Source organism: Pseudomonas sp. OST1909, from assembly GCF_015277575.1.
Lineage (GTDB): Bacteria > Pseudomonadota > Gammaproteobacteria > Pseudomonadales > Pseudomonadaceae > Aquipseudomonas > Aquipseudomonas synxantha_A.
Window position 1 is genome coordinate 5,401,026 of sequence record NZ_CP063780.1, and the last position, 16,862, is coordinate 5,417,887.

At 59.2% G+C, this 16,862-nt stretch carries 21 protein-coding genes; 12 read left to right on the forward strand and 9 right to left on the reverse strand.

All coding sequences use genetic code 11. The features are described from left to right. Window positions 1–133: 133 nt before the first annotated feature. Complete coding sequence (locus tag IH404_RS23500) at window positions 134–1,009, forward strand: AraC family transcriptional regulator (protein WP_005791265.1); 876 nt, start codon at window positions 134–136, stop codon at window positions 1,007–1,009. Between the two features lie 403 nt (window positions 1,010–1,412). Here the strand turns inward: IH404_RS23500 and IH404_RS23505 are convergent, their stop codons facing one another. From IH404_RS23505 to IH404_RS23520, 4 genes are all read right to left on the reverse strand, one after another. Then, window positions 1,413–2,324, reverse strand: coding sequence for an SDR family oxidoreductase (locus IH404_RS23505; RefSeq protein WP_005791267.1), 912 nt, complete (start codon window positions 2,322–2,324; stop codon window positions 1,413–1,415). Window positions 2,325–2,454: 130 nt separating this feature from the next. Continuing rightward, on the reverse strand, window positions 2,455–3,357 hold the full coding sequence (locus tag IH404_RS23510) for an alpha/beta hydrolase (RefSeq protein ID WP_005791269.1): 903 nt from the start codon (window positions 3,355–3,357) through the stop codon (window positions 2,455–2,457). Beyond that, window positions 3,357–4,139, reverse strand: a complete 783-nt coding sequence (locus tag IH404_RS23515; protein WP_005791271.1) for a class II aldolase/adducin family protein — start codon at window positions 4,137–4,139, stop codon at window positions 3,357–3,359. Before IH404_RS23515 ends, IH404_RS23510 begins: the two co-directional genes overlap by 1 nt. A 145-nt stretch (window positions 4,140–4,284) precedes the next feature. Next, on the reverse strand, window positions 4,285–4,740 hold the full coding sequence (locus tag IH404_RS23520) for a flavodoxin (protein ID WP_005791273.1): 456 nt from the start codon (window positions 4,738–4,740) through the stop codon (window positions 4,285–4,287). Between the two features lie 129 nt (window positions 4,741–4,869). On the opposite strand from IH404_RS23520, the gene IH404_RS23525 reads away from it, so the two are divergent. Together IH404_RS23525 and IH404_RS23530 are read left to right on the forward strand one after the other, a co-directional pair. Beyond that, window positions 4,870–5,337 (forward strand): PAS domain-containing protein, encoded by a 468-nt coding sequence (locus IH404_RS23525; protein ID WP_005791275.1) that lies wholly within the window; start codon window positions 4,870–4,872, stop codon window positions 5,335–5,337. A gap of 58 nt (window positions 5,338–5,395) precedes the next feature. Beyond that, window positions 5,396–6,001 (forward strand): hypothetical protein, encoded by a 606-nt coding sequence (locus IH404_RS23530; RefSeq protein WP_194439166.1) that lies wholly within the window; start codon window positions 5,396–5,398, stop codon window positions 5,999–6,001. 2 nt (window positions 6,002–6,003) lie between these two features. Here IH404_RS23530 and IH404_RS23535 read toward each other — a convergent pair whose 3' ends face one another. Continuing rightward, on the reverse strand, window positions 6,004–6,960 hold the full coding sequence (locus IH404_RS23535) for a MerR family transcriptional regulator (protein WP_078822275.1): 957 nt from the start codon (window positions 6,958–6,960) through the stop codon (window positions 6,004–6,006). 212 nt (window positions 6,961–7,172) lie between these two features. On the opposite strand from IH404_RS23535, the gene IH404_RS23540 reads away from it, so the two are divergent. The 6 genes from IH404_RS23540 (at window position 7,173) to IH404_RS23565 (ending at window position 10,166) form a co-directional block, all read left to right on the forward strand. Beyond that, window positions 7,173–7,730: an antibiotic biosynthesis monooxygenase gene (locus IH404_RS23540; RefSeq protein ID WP_194439168.1), complete on the forward strand. Its 558-nt coding sequence runs from the start codon at window positions 7,173–7,175 to the stop codon at window positions 7,728–7,730. Window positions 7,731–7,788: 58 nt separating this feature from the next. Beyond that, on the forward strand, window positions 7,789–8,496 hold the full coding sequence (gene folM / locus IH404_RS23545) for a dihydromonapterin reductase (protein WP_164365829.1): 708 nt from the start codon (window positions 7,789–7,791) through the stop codon (window positions 8,494–8,496). A 20-nt stretch (window positions 8,497–8,516) separates the two neighbouring features. After that, window positions 8,517–9,077, forward strand: coding sequence for a GTP cyclohydrolase I FolE (gene folE, locus IH404_RS23550; RefSeq protein WP_005791285.1), 561 nt, complete (start codon window positions 8,517–8,519; stop codon window positions 9,075–9,077). A gap of 2 nt (window positions 9,078–9,079) precedes the next feature. Then, entirely contained in the window at window positions 9,080–9,451 is a 372-nt protein-coding gene (gene folX, locus IH404_RS23555) for a dihydroneopterin triphosphate 2'-epimerase (protein ID WP_032857710.1), read from the forward strand. Window positions 9,452–9,535: 84 nt separating this feature from the next. Then, window positions 9,536–9,832, forward strand: a complete 297-nt coding sequence (locus IH404_RS23560; RefSeq protein WP_005791288.1) for a DUF1244 domain-containing protein — start codon at window positions 9,536–9,538, stop codon at window positions 9,830–9,832. Continuing rightward, window positions 9,825–10,166: a HopJ type III effector protein gene (locus IH404_RS23565; protein WP_194439170.1), complete on the forward strand. Its 342-nt coding sequence runs from the start codon at window positions 9,825–9,827 to the stop codon at window positions 10,164–10,166. Before IH404_RS23560 ends, IH404_RS23565 begins: the two co-directional genes overlap by 8 nt. A gap of 175 nt (window positions 10,167–10,341) precedes the next feature. Here the strand turns inward: IH404_RS23565 and trxB are convergent, their stop codons facing one another. Beyond that, on the reverse strand, window positions 10,342–11,304 hold the full coding sequence (trxB, locus tag IH404_RS23570; RefSeq protein ID WP_194439172.1) for a thioredoxin-disulfide reductase: 963 nt from the start codon (window positions 11,302–11,304) through the stop codon (window positions 10,342–10,344). A 293-nt stretch (window positions 11,305–11,597) separates the two neighbouring features. Here trxB and cysZ point away from each other — a divergent pair, with 293 nt between their 5' ends. From cysZ to IH404_RS23585, 3 genes are all read left to right on the forward strand, one after another. Further along, entirely contained in the window at window positions 11,598–12,362 is a 765-nt protein-coding gene (gene cysZ / locus IH404_RS23575; protein ID WP_005791294.1) for a sulfate transporter CysZ, read from the forward strand. 54 nt (window positions 12,363–12,416) lie between these two features. Further along, the gene (locus tag IH404_RS23580; RefSeq protein ID WP_194439174.1) at window positions 12,417–13,595 is read left to right on the forward strand and encodes a glycosyltransferase family 1 protein; all 1,179 of its coding nucleotides are present in this window, start codon (window positions 12,417–12,419) and stop codon (window positions 13,593–13,595) included. A 686-nt stretch (window positions 13,596–14,281) separates the two neighbouring features. Continuing rightward, the gene (locus tag IH404_RS23585) at window positions 14,282–14,461 is read left to right on the forward strand and encodes a hypothetical protein (protein ID WP_005791298.1); all 180 of its coding nucleotides are present in this window, start codon (window positions 14,282–14,284) and stop codon (window positions 14,459–14,461) included. A gap of 49 nt (window positions 14,462–14,510) precedes the next feature. On the opposite strand, the gene IH404_RS23590 is transcribed toward IH404_RS23585, so the two are convergent. The 3 genes from IH404_RS23590 to IH404_RS23600 form a co-directional block, all read right to left on the reverse strand. Further along, on the reverse strand, window positions 14,511–15,614 hold the full coding sequence (locus IH404_RS23590; protein WP_005791299.1) for an NADH:flavin oxidoreductase: 1,104 nt from the start codon (window positions 15,612–15,614) through the stop codon (window positions 14,511–14,513). A 192-nt stretch (window positions 15,615–15,806) separates the two neighbouring features. Beyond that, on the reverse strand, window positions 15,807–16,289 hold the full coding sequence (locus IH404_RS23595) for a glutathione peroxidase (protein WP_005791301.1): 483 nt from the start codon (window positions 16,287–16,289) through the stop codon (window positions 15,807–15,809). Window positions 16,290–16,390: 101 nt separating this feature from the next. Next, entirely contained in the window at window positions 16,391–16,855 is a 465-nt protein-coding gene (locus IH404_RS23600; RefSeq protein WP_032879534.1) for a CreA family protein, read from the reverse strand. Between the last annotated feature and the right edge of the window lie 7 nt (window positions 16,856–16,862).

The following is a 16,862-nucleotide window of genomic DNA, read 5'->3' on the forward strand; positions in this document are numbered from 1 at the left end:
AGGCTCCGACGATTGAGCCACAGTGTTGCGGTTAATCGCCCTGAGGTTCTTGCACATTCTTGCGCTTTTGTCGGGTGACGGGCTCACAGCGCTCGCCGCCGGGAGTAGGATGCAAGGCGTCGGAGAACACACCATGCCAGAGCTGGAATCGCTGCACGTCTTTCAATCCCTCAACCGCTCGCCCCACGCACGCCTGGAAGCCTGCGCCGAGCTCGGTGACGGTTTGTCTGCGGCCGTTTGGAGCAACCACCACGATGCCCAGGACTATCAGGCGCCCAGCCATCACACCTTGTCCTGCTATATCGGCGGCGGCACTGGCACCTTTCGTCGCGACCGACCGGGTACCAAGGGCGGCCCCGACAAATTGTGCATTCTGCCGGCCGAGCACCAGTCGGCGTGGGTGATCAACGGCGAGATTCGCCTGGCCCACGTGTATTTCAGCCCGGAGCAATTTGCCCTCGGCTGCGTCACCCTGCTGGACCGCGAGCCGCGGGAATTGCAGTTGCGTGAGACGACCTTCCTTGAAGACGCCCGCCAGGCCCGGCGCTTTCACCAGCTGATTAGCCTCAACTGGCTCGAACCCGCAGAGCGCTTGCTGACCAGCAGCCTGGCCCATGAGTTGCTCAGCCACACTTTGCTCAATCAGGTCGGCGTACGCGAGGGCCTGCGCCTCAAAGGCGGGCTGGCGGCGCACCAACGGCGGCGACTGGTGGAGTACATCGACCACCATGTCGAAGAGCCCATCAGCCTCGGCCAGTTGGCATCGATGTGCGCGCTGTCGGAATACCATTTCGCCCGGATGTTCCGTCAGAGTTTCGGCGTGCCGCCCCATCAATACCTGCTGGCACGCCGTCTGGCGCGGGCGCAGACCCTGCTGCGCAGCAGCACGCTGCCCCTGGGTGAGGTGGCCTTGAGGTGCGGTTTTTCCAGCGCCAGCCATTTCAACCAGCGCTTTCGCCAGGCCTTGGGGGCCACCCCGGGCGAATACCGCCAGGCATTGCGCGCCTAGGCCATCAGGCCCAGCGTCGTCGCCTTGGTCAGCGCCTGTGCCCTGAAGATGGCGCATGAACGGGGTGGGTAGGGGGTTATTGGAAGAGTCGATGAACGCCGCGCAACTGTTGCGTAATTGGTAACAGTCCTTGTCCTGAACTGCTATTACTCATTTTGTTACAAGCGACTATTCTTACCTCGCTTTCAGGGCAAATGGCCCGCTCCCTGCTGGGGGAGAACAGCAGATTTACAACGGATTGATCCCGTATTCAGTCTGTTACCGGTGTTCACTGACGTTGATTTGTCGCTCCTTGATCCAACGTCTTACTTCGGCCGCTGCTTATGCAGCGGCCTTTTTTATGCCTGAAATAAAACGGGGCGTCATCGACGCCCCGCGAGATTCAGTGATGTTCCGGCAATGATCAGAGGCTGAACTTCTGCAAGTTGGCCATCATCTCCTTCAATGCCTCAATGTTGTCCTTGGGATGTGCAGCCCCTTCGAAATCACAGATCTGCTGCCAGTGCGCCGCCACGTCGTCCGGCGAGAAGCCCGCTTCGGGATCAAACCCCACCCCCAGGCTGCGCTCCCAACGGGTCTTGCCGATCCAGCCGCCACCCACTTCGAACAACCCTGAAGTTTCCTGGCAGGCTTCACTGCCCAAATACACCACCAACGGGCTGACCAGTTCCGGCTTGAGCCGCTCGAATACCTGGGGCGGGATCAGCCCTTCGGTCATGCGCGTACCGCCGGTAGGGGCGATGGCGTTGACCAGGATATTGTTCTTGCGCCCTTCCAGCGCCAGGGTGCGGGTCAACCCATACAGGCCCAGCTTGGCCATGCCGTAGTTTGACTGGCCGAAGTTGCCGTAGATGCCTGACGTGGAGGCGGTGAAGATCACCCGACCATAACCTTGCTCGCGCAGATGGGGCCAGGCGGCACGCGTAACCTTGTAGGCGCCTTCGACGTGCACCCGGTAAACCAGGTCCCAGTCGCCGTCGTCCATCTTGTGGAAAGTCTTGTCGCGCAGGATCCCGGCATTGTTAACCACCACGTCGATCCGGCCGAAGACATCCAGAGCGTTCTGTACGATCTTGTCACCGTCGGTGACCGAGTCATGGTTGGCCTCGGCAATGCCGCCTGCCGCGCGAATCTCGGCAACCACCCGATCGGCCGCCGAGGCGTTGGCGCCCTCGCCCTGGGTGGAGCCACCCAAGTCATTGACCAGCACTTTGGCCCCGTGCCTGGCGAACAGCAGCGCATGGGCACGGCCCAGGCCACCGCCGGCACCGGTGACGATCACGACCTTATCCTGGAACTGCACTGATTCACTCATACCGAACTCCGCTGGCGACAATGGGAATAGGCAGAGTGTCACGCACAGGGCCTTTGGTCACAATAAAAACGACCGAGGCTGAATGGTGCTCAATAAGGCATCAGGATGATGCTCGTTATAGAAGCCAGGCTCAGGAATAGACCGCTTGCGGTGACGGCTGGCCGATGCGATCACGAAATGCCTGGTAATGCCTGAGCACCTGCACCGGTGCCTCGATCTGCGGGTAATGGCCGATATCGGCCAGCAACACCGTATCGGCGTGGGGCACCAGTTGCTCAAAGCGCTCGACCATATGGCCGCCGGAAATCGGGTCCACCTCGCCGTCGATCACCCGCATCGGCACGCTGCCGTGCTGCATGGCGGCCACCCAGCGATCACGCAGGCGTCGACGCTGGGGAATGTAGGCGATCAGTTTGTGCAGGATACGCGGCCCGTCATTGCAACTGATCAGACTCCAGAAATCATCCAGAGCGCTTTCACTGGGCCGTGTTCGCGGGCCGAATATCTGGCTGAAACTGCTGGCCAGGGCATTGCGCCCATAAGCCCGGCCGATCATCCAGCCCAATGGGCTGAGCAATAATTTTTGCACCAGGGTGGGACGGTGGGTTTCCGGGAACAGCCCGCCGTTGAGAAATACGCAACTGGCCATCTGGAAGCGGCCTTCGTAATGCCGGGCAAGTAACTCCTGGGCGACGCTGTCGCCGTAGTCATGGGCCAATACATGCACAGGCTGCTCCACTCCCAGGTGTTCAAGCAACGCCTGTTGCACGTCGGCTTGCTCCAACAGGCAATAGTCGTGGCTCAGGGGCTTGGCCGAGTCACCAAAACCGAGCATGTCGCAGGCAATCACCAGATTGCGCTGGGCCAGGGGCTGCCACAGGTAATGCCAATCCCAACTGGCGGTGGGAAAACCATGAAGCAGCAGCAGCGGTGTGCCCTGCCCGGCCACCCAATACCGCAGGGTATGACCACGAAAGACGAAGTCCTGGCCGCGTTTGCGCCAGGCTCTGAGCGGTATCTCGGCGAGTGGCATCAGCTTTTATACCCGGGGTTCTGGTGGTCCAATTTGCGCAGCAGCGCCGGCCAGGCCAGCGCACCTCCCATACCTTGGGCGCTTTTTGTGACAGCCGCCACCATCGCCTTGGCGCCAGCCAGGATTTGCGGCTCGATGGCAATCAACTGCGCTGCGCCGTTTTGCGCCAGCACCTGGATCTCGCAGGCGCGCTGGAAGGTGAACATCATCAGGAAGGTATCGGCAATGGTGCCAGCACAGGTCAGCAAGCCGTGGTTATGCAGCATGAGGAAATTGTTTTGCCCAAGGTCCGCCTGCAAACGGGCTTTTTCCTCGTGGTTCAGTGCTACGCCTTCGTAGGCGTGATAGCCGAGGCTGGACAACACAAACAGCGACTGCTGACTGATGGGCAATACGCCTTGCTTTTGTGCGCAAACCGCCACACCGGCAGCGGTGTGGGTATGCAACACGCAGGTCACGTCATGGCGCACTTCGTGGATGGCGCTGTGGATGGTATAGCCCGCGGGGTTGATCTCGTAGGGGCTGTCCATTTGCTTGTTGCCGGCCTGGTCAACCTTGACCAGGCTTGAGGCGGTGATTTCGTGGAACATCAGCCCATAAGGGTTGATCAGGAAATCTTCCGTGCCCGGCACCTTGGCCGAAATATGCGTGAAGATCAGGTCATCCCAACCATGCATCGCCACCAGGCGATAACAGGCCGCCAGGTCAACGCGGGTTTGCCATTCGGCAGCACTGACCTGGGCTTTGATGTTTTCTGGCGATGATGCAGGGGCTAGGCTCACGGCAACGTCCTCCTTGGCGCACTTGTTATTGTGTCTAAGTGAGAGCCAGTCTAGTCAGACGCCGTGGCACAAGGAGTTGCCTTCGCAGCCAGCTTGATGACTGAGCGAGTCAGCCAAGAGAATAGTACAACCGCGCCCCCTTCGCTCAACCGCGCAGCGCGACGACCAGTTCAGCCAGCCAAGGCTCGGCGTCGGTTTCCGGGGTCACGCTTTCGCTGGCGTCCAGGCGCAGCATCGGCAGCACTTCACGGACGCCCAGCTCGCCGAACAGTTCGCGCATTTGCTCGCCGCCACCGCAGAACGTATCGCCATAGCTGGCGTCCCCCAGGCCGATGACCGCACCCGGCAGCCCGCGCCAGGCAGCGGGGAGCTGGTCGCGAATGCTTGAGTACAGCGGTTGCAGATTGTCGGGCAACTCGCCCATGCCGGTGGTCGAGGTCACCGCGAGGAACGCATCGGGAGCAAACGCCTGCACCTCGCCCAGGCTGGCGCGAGGGTTGTGCCAGGCTTCAAAACCAGCGTCCTTGAGGATTGTTTCCGCGTGGCGAGCGACTTCTTCAGCCGTACCGTAGACCGAGCCGGAAAGGATGGCGACTTTCATCAATCTGATCCTGTAGTTGAGTCAAAGCCTGGGATATTAGCAGTCTGTGCCGATAATTCAGCGCGCAGCGTGCAAGAATCAAGACTTGCCATAAACTTGCACCGTCAAACACAAGCCATGGACCGCTCAATGATTAACGCCAAGCTGCTGCAAATGGTCGTCAATGCCTCCAACGACGGGATCGTCGTTGCCGAGCGTGAGGGCAAGGACAAACCGCTGATCTACGTCAACCCTGCGTTCGAACGCCTGACCGGCTACACCCTGGACGAGATCCTGTATCAGGACTGCCGCTTCCTCCAGTCCGGTGACCGTGACCAGCCGGCACTGATGGCCATTCGTGACGCCCTCGATAACGGCGGCGCATGTCGCGAGATCCTGCGTAACTACCGCAAGGACGGCACGCACTTCTGGAATGAGCTGTCACTTTCGACGGTGTACAACGAGGCGGACAGGCAAACGTATTTCGTCGGTGTGCAAAAAGACGTCACCACTCAAGTCAAGGCGCAGCAGCGCGTCGCCCAGTTGGAAGCGCAGTTGGCCGAGCTTAAAAACGAGCTCGCGGCGCTCAAGGCGACGAGTGGAATTAACAAACTGTAAAAAACGCAGTCTTTAGAGCGATAATGGCTTTTTAATGCCTCAGCCTTGAGCCAGATCAATGCACCGCGACACGCTTTTGACGCAGGACGAACTGGACTTTATCCAGGACATGCAGCACAACCCGCAGCTCAATCTGCGGGATGCGTGGTCGAGCCTGACGGTTAATGGTGGCGCGCAGATTCGTGATTTGCTCACGCGGCTGGCCGCTCACGACCAGGTCACCATCCAGGCGCAGTTCGACAACCAGCAACTTACCTTCCCCCTGCGCCTGGTGGAAGATGAGTTTCATGCGGTGCATCTGCGCCTGGGCGTGCCGAGCATTTTCGAAGACGGGCCGATGATCCGCCCGTGGCGCCTGGCCCTTGAAGCGCCCGTGACGCTGGAAAACGTCAAGGGCTCCCCCAGTGCATTGTGGGTGCACGAAGTATCATTCAAAGGTGTACTGGTAGAAGTGCGCGGCCGGGCCAAACCGCCCAAAACCTTTTCCCTGTGGTTCAGCCCTTCCGGCTACGAGCGTATCGCGCTTCGCGGCACACTGGAGCGGGAAACCGCCCGAGGCCTGTTCGCTTACCGCCTGAACCAGAGTGATGCAGATGAGATCGAGCGCCTGCGCCAGTTCATTCTGCACCAGCACCGCCTGGTTCATCCCCACGTGCACGCCTGAGTTCAGGTATCCAGGCGACCGCTGAGAAACTGCTGCAAGCGGCGCTGCATCAAACGTCCGTCATTGCCCAGGCAACCTATCGATGAACCTGCCAGGCTGTGCTCGGCGAGGTCCGAGGCATCGCCAGCCAACAGCAACGGGCAATTGAGCGTCAATGCCAGGCGACTGAGCCGCGAAGGCAGTTCTGCACCGGGAGAATGGTTGGAAAACAGCACCAGGGCTTGTGGCCGAGTTCTCTCGCAGACCAGCGTCAACTCATCGAGCGGTTGGCCAACACCCAGAACTTTTACCGCGAGCTTGTCGCTGGATATCAATAAACCCGCGACCAACAGTTCCAGCTCACGGCACTCCCCGGCAATGGCGGCCAGCAACACCCTCGGCGCCGGTGAAGCACAGGCCAATTGCAGCCGTTGGGCGGTGCGCGAACGCAGGAAGTTGTCGAAAAACAGCCATTCGCTGGCTTGGCCAAAACGCCCCTGGTGACGCAGCAATTGCTGCCAGAGGGGCATCAGGATGTCCTGAAATACCACGGTGGTTGAATAAGCGCTGAAGATCTGGCCGTACAACTGCCCCAGTTCACGATCGTCAAAAGCGCTGATGGCCACCCGCAGTTGCGCCTGCCACTGCTGCCATTCCAGTTCGGTATCGCTGCGCGACGCCGTGGCCAGCTCGCCGGGCCGTTGATCGCGCGCCAGGATCTTGCCCACTTTGCTCACCGCCACGCCGCGTTCGATCCAGTCAAGAATGCGATGAACCGTGTCGATATCGGTGCTTGAGTACAGCCGATGCCCACTTTCGGTGCGAACGGGCTGAATCAAGCCATAGCGACGCTCCCAGGCACGTAATGTCACCGGGTTAACACCTGTAAGTCTTGCCACTTCACGAATTGGAAACAGCACCTCGGCGTCAGCCTGACTATCGGGTGCTGCTTCAAGAGACGGAGCTATGATTTGGGACATCAGCTGTCAGCAATATCCATATGGATTTGGATCCTATTTAACGCCCATTGAAGCCCATGATTCAAGATCTACGGCGATCCATCCGAAGTTTCTGGCGTATTTCGGCAAAACAGGAATAATCCTTGCCTGTTTTTTACGTCGCTGCAGCACCCCGCAGCCTCGTTCGTGCGCCGCTTACCCGGCCCAGCGCACTCGATACCTGGAGATACATCATGTCTACCTCCCCCGTCACCTTGATGGTTGCGCGCCGCGTCGCCAAAGGTCGCTACGAAGAATTGATGGCTTGGCTGCGCGAAGGCGAGCAATTGGCCACTGACTTCCCGGGTTACCTGGGTTCCGGCGTACTCGCCCCGCCACCCCATGATGATGAGTTCCAGATCATCTTCCGCTTCGCCGATGAGAAAACCCTGCACGCCTGGGAATTTTCCGCCTCGCGAAACGCCTGGCTAAGTCGCGGCAGCGAGCTGTTTGCCAACCCTTGCGAGCATCGTGTCAGCGGTATCGATGGCTGGTTTGGTGCCGTAGGGGCACGCCCGCCGCGCTGGAAACAGGCGGTCGCGATTTGGCTGGCGTTCTTCCCGGTGTCATTGTTGTTCAACTTCGGTCTCGGCCCGCTGCTTGGCGAGTTGGACCTGTTCAGCCGTGTACTGGTCAGCACCGCCGCCCTGACACCGCTGATGGTTTACCTCTTTATTCCGCTCTCGACGCATCTGTTGGCGAACTGGCTGCACCCCTCGCCACCGCGCAAAGTCACCGAAGCCGCCGTATGAGCACAGGGGCCGGGTCGCTGGTATAGTTTGCGTCTGCCAGCGACTTGAGCCTCCCATGATTGCAACCCACGCACCGATCCTGATCACCGGTGCCGGCCAGCGGGTCGGCCTGCATTGTGCTGAGCGCCTGTTGGATGATGGCTACTCGGTGATTTTCAGTTACCGCAGCGAACGCCCAGGTGTGCAGGCGCTACGTGAACGAGGGGCCGTCGGCGTATTTGCCGACTTTTCCGGCGAAGCCGGGATTCTTGCCTTCATCGCGCAGTTGCAAACCCATACCCAAAGCCTGCGTGCGATCATCCACAATGCTTCGGCCTGGGTCGCGGAAACACCGGGCGACGCAAGCCACGCGTTTATCGACATGTTCAGCGTACACATGCTTGCGCCGTACCTGATCAACCTGCATTGTTCACCCTTGCTGCAACGCTCTACACCTGCCGATATCGTGCATATCAGCGATGACGTGGTGCGCAAGGGCAGCCGTCAGCACATCGCCTATTGCGCCACCAAGGCCGGCCTCGACAGCCTCACGCTATCGTTTGCCGCGCAGTTCGCGCCGCTGATCAAGGTCAACGGTATCGCGCCGGCCATGGTGATGTTCAACGAAGGCGACGACGCGGCCTATCGCGCCAAGGTCCTGGCCAAGTCGGCCCTGGGCATCGAGCCCGGGCCTGAGGTGATCTACCAGAGCGTGCGTTACCTGCTGGACAACCCCTATGTCACCGGTACCACCCTGACCGTCAACGGCGGGCGGCATATCAAGTAAGCCGTTTGCGAGGATGTTGTATGACCCTTTCCCTGCCCCACCACTACCGCGAAATCCTCAAGGGCCTGGGCGAAGACCCAGAGCGCGAGGGTCTGCTCGACACGCCCAAGCGCGCCGCCAAGGCCATGCAGTACCTGTGTCATGGCTACGCGCAGAACCTGGAAGAAATCGTCAACGGCGCGCTGTTCGCCTCCGACAATGACGAGATGGTGATCCTCAAGGACATCGAGTTGTACTCGTTGTGCGAGCATCACCTGCTGCCCTTTATCGGCAAGGCGCATGTGGCCTATATTCCGACCGGCAAAGTGCTGGGCCTGTCTAAACTGGCGCGCATCGTCGACATGTTTGCCCGGCGCCTGCAGATCCAGGAAAACCTTACGCGACAAATCGCCGACGCCATCCAGGACGTGACCCAGGCCGCCGGCGTGGCGGTGGTGATCGAAGCCAAGCACATGTGCATGATGATGCGCGGCGTGGAGAAACAGAATTCAACCATGAACACCTCAGTGATGCTCGGCGCCTTCCGCGAATCGAACACCACGCGCATGGAGTTCCTGCAATTGATTGGACGGAGCAAGTAGCAATGCCACAACTTCAACCAGGCATGGCGCGCATCCGGGTCAAAGACCTGTGCCTGCGTACTTTTATCGGCATCAACGAGGACGAAATCCTCAACAAGCAGGATGTGCTGATCAACCTGACCATCCTGTATGCCGCTCAGGACGCCGTGCGCGACAACGATATCGACCACGCCTTGAACTACCGCACCATCACCAAGGCGATCATCGCCCATGTGGAAGGCAACCGCTTCGCCCTGCTGGAGCGCCTGACCCAGGAATTGCTGGACCTGGTGATGAGCAACGAATCGGTGTTGTACGCCGAGGTGGAAGTCGACAAGCCCCACGCGCTGCGCTTTGCCGAGTCGGTTTCAATAACGCTAGCTGCAAGCCGCTAGCTGCAAGCTTTAAGCTAGAAGCCATACGTATTACAACTTGCAGCTTGAAGCTTACCCGCTTGAAGCTGTCTCGAAGAGACCGCCATGAACGACCAACAACGCCTCGAACTTGAAGCCGCCGCCTTTCGCCGATTGGTGGCCCACCTGGACAGCCGCAAGGATGTGCAGAATATCGACCTGATGAACCTCGCCGGCTTCTGCCGCAACTGCCTGTCCAAGTGGTACAAGGCCGAGGCCGATGAGCGCAAGATCGAGGTCAGCCTCGATGACGCCCGTGAAGTGGTGTACGGCATGCCGTACGCCGAGTGGAAAGCCCAATACCAGCAAGAAGCCAACGCCGACCAACAGGCCGCGTTCGCCAAAGGAAAGCCCCATGACTGATCTGAACAACCTGCGCGCCAGCCTAAACAGTGGCGAACACGTCTTTGCCGACACCCTGGCCTTTATCGCCGACGGTTACGACTACCAGCCACAAGCGTTCACCAATGGCGATGTGGAAAACGCAGCCGGACAAAACGAAGGGTCGTGCAAGACCCTGGGTCTGGCCTTGCTGGAAGGCTTGAGCGATCAGGAAGCGTTGCTGGCGTTTGGCGAGCATTACCGGTCGGTGGTCGCGACGCCTGAGGGCAGTGACCATGGCAATATTCGGGCGTTGATCAAACAGGGCTTGGGCGGCGTGACGTTCACAACGCTGCCACTGACTCGAAAATCCTGAGTCAAACAACCTGTGGGAGGGGGCTTGCCCCCGATGGCGGTGTGTCAGCTACAGATAGGCTGACCGACACTCTGCTATCGGGAGCAAGCCCCCTCCCACATTTGTTTTGCGGTGTTGGCTAGATCGCGCACATAAAAAAACCGGCCTCGCAGCCGGTTTTTTCAGTTCAATGGGTTCAGAACGAAGCGTCCTTCAAACCATCGAGGTAGCGCTCGGCATCCAGGGCCGCCATGCAACCGGCGCCAGCCGAGGTAATGGCCTGGCGGTAGACGTGGTCAGCCACATCACCGGCAGCGAAGATACCTTCGATGTTGGTCGCAGTCGCATTGCCTTCACGGCCGCCCTGCACCACCAGGTAACCGTCTTTGGCTTCCAGCACGCCCTCGAACAACGAAGTGTTCGGAGTGTGGCCGATGGCAATGAACACGCCATCGACTTTCAGTTCGTCGAAGCTGCCGTCGTTGTTTTTCAGGCGAGCACCGGTCACGCCCATGTTGTCGCCCAGGACTTCATCCAGGGTGGCATTGAGCTTGAGGATAATCTTGCCTTCGGCAACACGTGCATGCAGCTTGTCGATCAGGATTTTCTCGGCGCGGAAAGTCTCACGGCGATGAACCAGGGTCACGGTGCTGGCGATGTTGGCCAGGTACAGCGCCTCTTCGACAGCTGTGTTGCCACCGCCCACAACGGCAACCGGCTTGTTGCGATAGAAGAAACCGTCGCAGGTGGCGCAGGCGGAAACGCCCTTGCCCATGAACGCTTCTTCGGACGGCAGGCCCAGGTAACGTGCGCTGGCGCCAGTGGCGATGATCAGCGCGTCGCAGGTGTACACACCGCTGTCACCGGTCAGGCTGTAAGGCTTTTTCGAGAAGTCGACCTGGTTGATATGGTCGAAGACGATCTCTGTTTCGAAGCGCTCGGCGTGCTCTTTCATACGCTCCATCAGCACCGGGCCGGTCAGGCCGTGGACATCGCCCGGCCAGTTGTCGACCTCAGTGGTGGTGGTCAACTGGCCGCCCGCCTGCATGCCAGTGATCAGCAGCGGCTTGAGATTGGCCCGGGCAGCGTAGACGGCAGCGCTGTAACCGGCAGGGCCGGAACCGAGAATAATCACTCGGGAATGACGGGTATCAGTCATGACTCACTCCTATCGACCGCCCGGACCACAGAGCGGCTGGAATAAAAAAGGACGGCGAAGCACTTGGGGAAGGCTTTAACTCGCCAGGTCCTGAAAATAATGGGTGCAGCGTATCGAGGGGGGCAAGATTAAGGAAATACGCATTAACAATCCAGCTCATAGCTACTCTCTATGCGCCTGGTCAGGTTAATCGATGCCTTTGTAACCCCGGATGTCGCCTGCCGGCCCATGCTTTCACATCGCGTGCAAAGCCGGTAAGGTCGGCGCGTTCGTCACCTTGCTCGGAGTTCTCCATGCCTGCCCCTGCTCTTTCCGGCCCGCAATACCTGCGTGAAGGTCTCAAACTGGTGTTGAGCCCCGGCTTGCGCCTGTTTGTACTGCTGCCGCTGGCGATCAACCTGGTGTTGTTCGTCGGACTGATCTATTTCGCCGGCCATCAGTTCAGCCTGTGGGTCGATAGCTTGATACCGACCTTGCCCAGCTGGCTAGGCTTTTTGAATTACTTGTTGTGGCCGCTGTTTGTCGTGCTGGTGGTGCTGATGGTGTTTTTCACCTTCACCATGCTCGCCAATATTATCGCCGCGCCGTTCAATGGGTTTCTCGCAGAGAAAGTCGAGGTGGTGGTACGTGGCACCGATGACTTTCCACCGTTCAGTTGGAGTGAGCTGATCGCCATGGTGCCCCGCACCCTGGCCCGGGAGATGCGCAAGCTGGGTTACTTCCTGCCGCGGGCCATCGGCCTGTTTATCCTGTCGTTCATTCCCGTGGTCAACCTGATCGCGGCGCCGCTGTGGTTGCTCTTTGGCGTATGGATGATGGCCATCCAGTACATCGACTACCCGGCCGACAACCACAAACTGGGCTGGAACGAGATGCTCGCCTGGCTGCGCCAGAAGCGCTGGCAGAGCATGAGCTTCGGCGGCATTGTCTATCTGGTGCTGCTGGTGCCGGTTGTCAACCTGCTGATGATGCCGGCGGCAGTCGCCGGGGCGACGTTGTTCTGGGTGCGTGAGCAAGGTGCCGAGGCGATGGCGCAGCAAGCCGTGACCCCGTCATAAATTCATCATCACACAGACACAATGGCGACATGGCCCACGGTGACACTGTGGGTCATGACGACAGCCTCGCTTCACATCACCCTTATTACCGAAACCTTCCCGCCGGAAATCAACGGCGTGGCCAATACCCTTGGCCGCCTGTGCGAGGGTTTGCGCTCGCGTGGTCATCAGGTCGAACTGGTGCGTCCACGCCAGGGTGCCGATCAGAGCCGACCGAGTGACGATCAACTGCTGCTGTGCCGCGGCTGGCCATTACCCGGTTATCCAGGGCTGCAATGGGGCCAATCGTCGATGCGCAAACTGCTCAGACGCTGGAGCCGCCAGCGCCCGGACGTGTTGTATATCGCCACCGAAGGGCCGTTGGGTTTATCCGCTCTGCGTGCGGCGCGGCGTCTGGGAATCAGTGTTGTCAGCGGCTTTCATACCAATTTCCAGCAGTATTCGAACCAGTACGGTTTGAGCCTGCTCAGTCGCATTGTCACCCATTACCTGCGCTGGTTTCACAACCGATCGAGCCTGACCCTGGTACCGAGTGCCAGTCAGCGCCTGGAACTGGAGCGTCGGCATTTTGAGCGCCTGGGGATGTTGGCCAGGGGCGTCGACAGCCAATTGTTCCACCCCGCCAAACGCGACAGCGCTCTGCGGGAAAGCTGGGCATTGAATAATGGGCAAATCGCAGTGCTGCATGTAGGGCGGCTGGCCCAGGAAAAGAACCTTGGCCTGCTCAAGCGCTGTTTCGAGACCTTGCAGAACAGATACCCATTGCGCCAGATGAAACTGATCATCGTCGGTGATGGACCACAACGAGCAATGCTGGAAAAGGACCTTCCCGAAGCAATTTTCTGCGGTGCCTTGCGCGGTGAAGAACTGGCTCGTCATTACGCGTCAGGCGATGTGTTCCTGTTCCCCAGCCTGACCGAAACCTTTGGCAACGTGGTACTGGAAGCCATGGCGTCGGGGTTGGGTGTCGTGGCCTATGACCAGGCTGCCGCCACCCAGCATATACGTCATGGATACAACGGGGTGCTGGCGATGCCGGGGGATGAAAATGCGTTTTGCGATGCCGCCAACTGGCTGCTGGAGGACGCAGAGAGTCTACGCCGTATGCGCCTCAATGCCCGTCAACACGCAAGCCGCCAGGGTTGGCCAGCGATTGTCGAACAGTTCGAACAGCAGTTGCGAGGTGTGTGTGGGGAACATTTTATCGTCCCAACACAGCCGCACGCAGGCTGAAGACTCAGCAATGACTGTAAGCCACTTCACCTGCCTGACAGACGAGCCCCCGAGTAATGGCCCAGGCGGTAGGCTTTTTCGCGCCAGAGCGCCTGAATAAGCGCCCCCCAACAGGATATTTCTGGAACGCCACAGGATTTATCACCACCCACATGACACCTGTCTTATCAGGGGTGTCTTTTACAGATCGCACCCGAGAGGCAGGCATTCATGATGGAAACTTGAGAGATAACTATGTCGACACTGATAAACGAATCCATGGTTCCACGGTACCCGACTACCGATACCTTCGGCCAGAGGCCTACGGGGCCCGACAATGGCTGGCATCGCCCACAGCAACCCCCACGCCCCGACTACGGCTGGCATCGCCCGCAGCAACCTACACGTCCCGACTATGGCTCGCATCGTCCGCAGCAACCCACACAACCCGATTATGGCTGGCATCGTCCGCAGCAACCCACACAACCCGATTATGGCTGGCATCGTCCGCAGCAACCCTCACAACCCGATTACGGCTGGCATCGTCCGCAACCCTCACAACCCGATTACGGCTCGCATCGTCCACATCAACCCACACGCCCCGACTACGGTTCGCATCGTCCACAGCAACCCACACATCCATACGACCAAACCCTGACGCAGCCAGTACGCCCCTATTGATCAGCCAACCACAGGAGATACGGAACATGTCAATTTATGGAATGGGTGTACGCAATGGCGTCAACATGCCAACCGCGCAATGGACCCAGCAGCAACAATGGCTGGATCAAGCCCGTGCTGAACCGCCAATCTACGGCCAGCCTGGCCATAAAGACGCGCTCAAGACTGATCACGGTAAAGAGTTGAATAAGCGACCAGAGTATTAATCGCTAAAGAGAAGAAACTCCCTGTGACGCTCACAGGGAGTCCAGCCTTTTACACCAGAGTGGTCAACGCGTCGCGACTGAAGGGCAAGATGTCACTTTCGCGCCCTTCACGCACCTTCACGGCCCAATCCGGGTCTACCAGCAGCGCACGCCCTACGGCCACCAGGTCGAACTCATCGTTATTGAGGCGCTCCAGCAGCTTTTCGAGGCTGGCAGGTTGCGCGACCTTGTCGGTGTTGACCATAAATTGCAGGAACTCGCCATCCAGGCCAACACTGCCCACGGTGATGGTTGGCTTACCCGTGAGCTGACGCGTCCAGCCAGCCAGGTTGAGGTCGGAGCCTTCAAACTCCGGCTCCCAGAAACGGCGAGTGGAGCAGTGGAAAATATCTACGCCGGCCTCAGCCAATGGCTTGAGGAACTCACCCAGCGCCTCAGGGGTTTGCACCAGGCGTGCGGTGTAATCCTGCTGCTTCCACTGCGAGAAACGCAGGATGATCGGAAAGTTCGGCCCTACAGCAGCACGAGTGGCCTCGATCAACTCAATGGCAAAGCGCGAACGGTTGGCCAGGCTGCCACCGTATTCGTCGGTGCGCTGGTTGCTGCCCTCCCAGAAGAATTGATCCACCAGGTAACCGTGGGCGCCATGGATTTCTACACCGTCCATGCCGATCGCCTGGGCGTCCTTGGCAGCTTGGGCGAAGGCGTTGATCACGTCCCTGATGTCCTGTTGCGTCATACCGTGCACAACCACGTTGCCGTCCTTGAGCTTTTCCATCGGGCCATAAGCAGGCACGCTGGCATCAGGCTCGGTGCCGATACGGCGCACGCTACCCACATGCCACAACTGCGGGACAATCTTGCCGCCTTCGGCGTGTACTGCGTCGACCACTTTCTTCCAGCCGGCCAGCGCGGCTTCACCGTAGAAATGCGGGACGTTGGGGTAGCCGTTGGACGCCCGGTGATCGACCACGGTGCCTTCAGTGATGATCAGGCCCACACCGGCAGCCGCACGACGACGGTAGTACTCGATGACCTTGGAGTTGGGTACACCACCCGGAGAGAACGAACGGGTCATGGGCGCCATGACCACGCGGGTCGACAGTTGCAGTCCACCGAGCTGGAAGGGTTTGAACAAGGCTTGGACAGGCATGGCGCACTCCACCAGGACGGGATTTATGACGCGGATAATATGCTGAGTGTGCAGCGCTTAGTAGCACTATTGATCTGGGTGATTAAGGGGTATGAAAGCAGTGGGTAGCTGCAAGCTTAAAGCTGCAAGAGAAGCGGTGGCGCGTCTACTTGCAGCTTAAGGCTTGGGACTTGAAGCTACACCGAAAGGTGTTCAGCTCAGGGCTTTTTCGATGGCCAGGATGATAGTCGGGTCATCCGGAGACGTGCGCGGCGAGAAACGCGCGAGCACCCGGCCATCTTTACCCAACAGGAATTTCTCGAAGTTCCAGGTGATATCCCCAGGAAACTCGGCGCCCTCGCCCGCCAGCAGGCGATACAACTGATGGCGCTCAGGACCGTTCACTTCGAGCTTGCTGCCCAGAGGAAAGGTCACGCCGTAGTTCAGGCTGCAGAACTCGCGGATCTCTTCCTCGGAGCCCGGCTCCTGGCCCGCAAACTGATTGCACGGCAACCCAAGCACCGAAAACCCCTGGTCTTTGTATTGCTGATAGAGGTTTTCCAACGCCGCGTATTGCGGGGTCAAACCACATTTGGACGCCACATTGACCACCAGCACAACCTGGCCCTTGAAGGGCGCCAGCGGTAGCTCTTGTCCGTCCAGGGCTTTGAGTTTCAGATCGTGGAAAGCACTCATGACGAACTCCAGATATCCCATATTCTTTGCATTGCAGCTCTCGGAGCTTACAACCGGCGAGTCTGCAATCATAGACGCCGGTGACAAAACTCGCCTGCAGGTTACTGAGCGGTCGGCCAAGGCAGAATCGGAATCGCCGTCACCGCGTTCTGCGGGCTGCCTTCGATCAAGCGGTCGCTGTAGACCAGATACACCAGGGTATTGCGCTTCTTGTCGAGGAAACGCACCACCTGCATGGTCTTGAACACCAGGGAGGTGCGTTCCTTGAAGACTTCATCCCCGTCCTTGAGTTCGCCCTTGAAATGGATCGGGCCAACCTGGCGGCAGGCAATCGAGGCCTCAGCGCGGTCTTCGGCCAGGCCCAGGCCGCCTTTGACGCCACCGGTCTTGGCACGCGACAGGTAGCAGGTCACACCGTCGACCTTGGGGTCGTCAAACGCTTCGACCACAATCCGGTCGTTAGGGCCGACAAACTTGAACACCGTCGAGACCTGGGCGATTTCTTCGGCCGAGGCCAGCAGTGGCATGAGCAATAACAGGCCGAGTAATCCCTTCATTACACGCATCGGGTAT

Coding starts and splice junctions, on each gene's coding strand:
- IH404_RS23600 (WP_032879534.1), bottom strand. CDS start 16,855: ATGCGTGTAATGAAGGGATTACTCGGCCTGTTATTGCTCATGCCACTG.
- trxB (WP_194439172.1), bottom strand. CDS start 11,304: ATGACTGATACCCGTCATTCCCGAGTGATTATTCTCGGTTCCGGCCCT.
- IH404_RS23535 (WP_078822275.1), bottom strand. CDS start 6,960: ATGTCCCAAATCATAGCTCCGTCTCTTGAAGCAGCACCCGATAGTCAG.
- IH404_RS23585 (WP_005791298.1), top strand. CDS start 14,282: ATGTCAATTTATGGAATGGGTGTACGCAATGGCGTCAACATGCCAACC.
- IH404_RS23520 (WP_005791273.1), bottom strand. CDS start 4,740: ATGAAAGTCGCCATCCTTTCCGGCTCGGTCTACGGTACGGCTGAAGAA.
- folE (WP_005791285.1), top strand. CDS start 8,517: ATGACCCTTTCCCTGCCCCACCACTACCGCGAAATCCTCAAGGGCCTG.
- IH404_RS23530 (WP_194439166.1), top strand. CDS start 5,396: ATGCACCGCGACACGCTTTTGACGCAGGACGAACTGGACTTTATCCAG.
- IH404_RS23500 (WP_005791265.1), top strand. CDS start 134: ATGCCAGAGCTGGAATCGCTGCACGTCTTTCAATCCCTCAACCGCTCG.
- IH404_RS23540 (WP_194439168.1), top strand. CDS start 7,173: ATGTCTACCTCCCCCGTCACCTTGATGGTTGCGCGCCGCGTCGCCAAA.
- cysZ (WP_005791294.1), top strand. CDS start 11,598: ATGCCTGCCCCTGCTCTTTCCGGCCCGCAATACCTGCGTGAAGGTCTC.
- folX (WP_032857710.1), top strand. CDS start 9,080: ATGCCACAACTTCAACCAGGCATGGCGCGCATCCGGGTCAAAGACCTG.
- IH404_RS23595 (WP_005791301.1), bottom strand. CDS start 16,289: ATGAGTGCTTTCCACGATCTGAAACTCAAAGCCCTGGACGGACAAGAG.
- IH404_RS23525 (WP_005791275.1), top strand. CDS start 4,870: ATGATTAACGCCAAGCTGCTGCAAATGGTCGTCAATGCCTCCAACGAC.
- IH404_RS23510 (WP_005791269.1), bottom strand. CDS start 3,357: ATGCCACTCGCCGAGATACCGCTCAGAGCCTGGCGCAAACGCGGCCAG.
- IH404_RS23565 (WP_194439170.1), top strand. CDS start 9,825: ATGACTGATCTGAACAACCTGCGCGCCAGCCTAAACAGTGGCGAACAC.
- IH404_RS23560 (WP_005791288.1), top strand. CDS start 9,536: ATGAACGACCAACAACGCCTCGAACTTGAAGCCGCCGCCTTTCGCCGA.
- IH404_RS23580 (WP_194439174.1), top strand. CDS start 12,417: ATGACGACAGCCTCGCTTCACATCACCCTTATTACCGAAACCTTCCCG.
- IH404_RS23590 (WP_005791299.1), bottom strand. CDS start 15,614: ATGCCTGTCCAAGCCTTGTTCAAACCCTTCCAGCTCGGTGGACTGCAA.
- IH404_RS23505 (WP_005791267.1), bottom strand. CDS start 2,324: ATGAGTGAATCAGTGCAGTTCCAGGATAAGGTCGTGATCGTCACCGGT.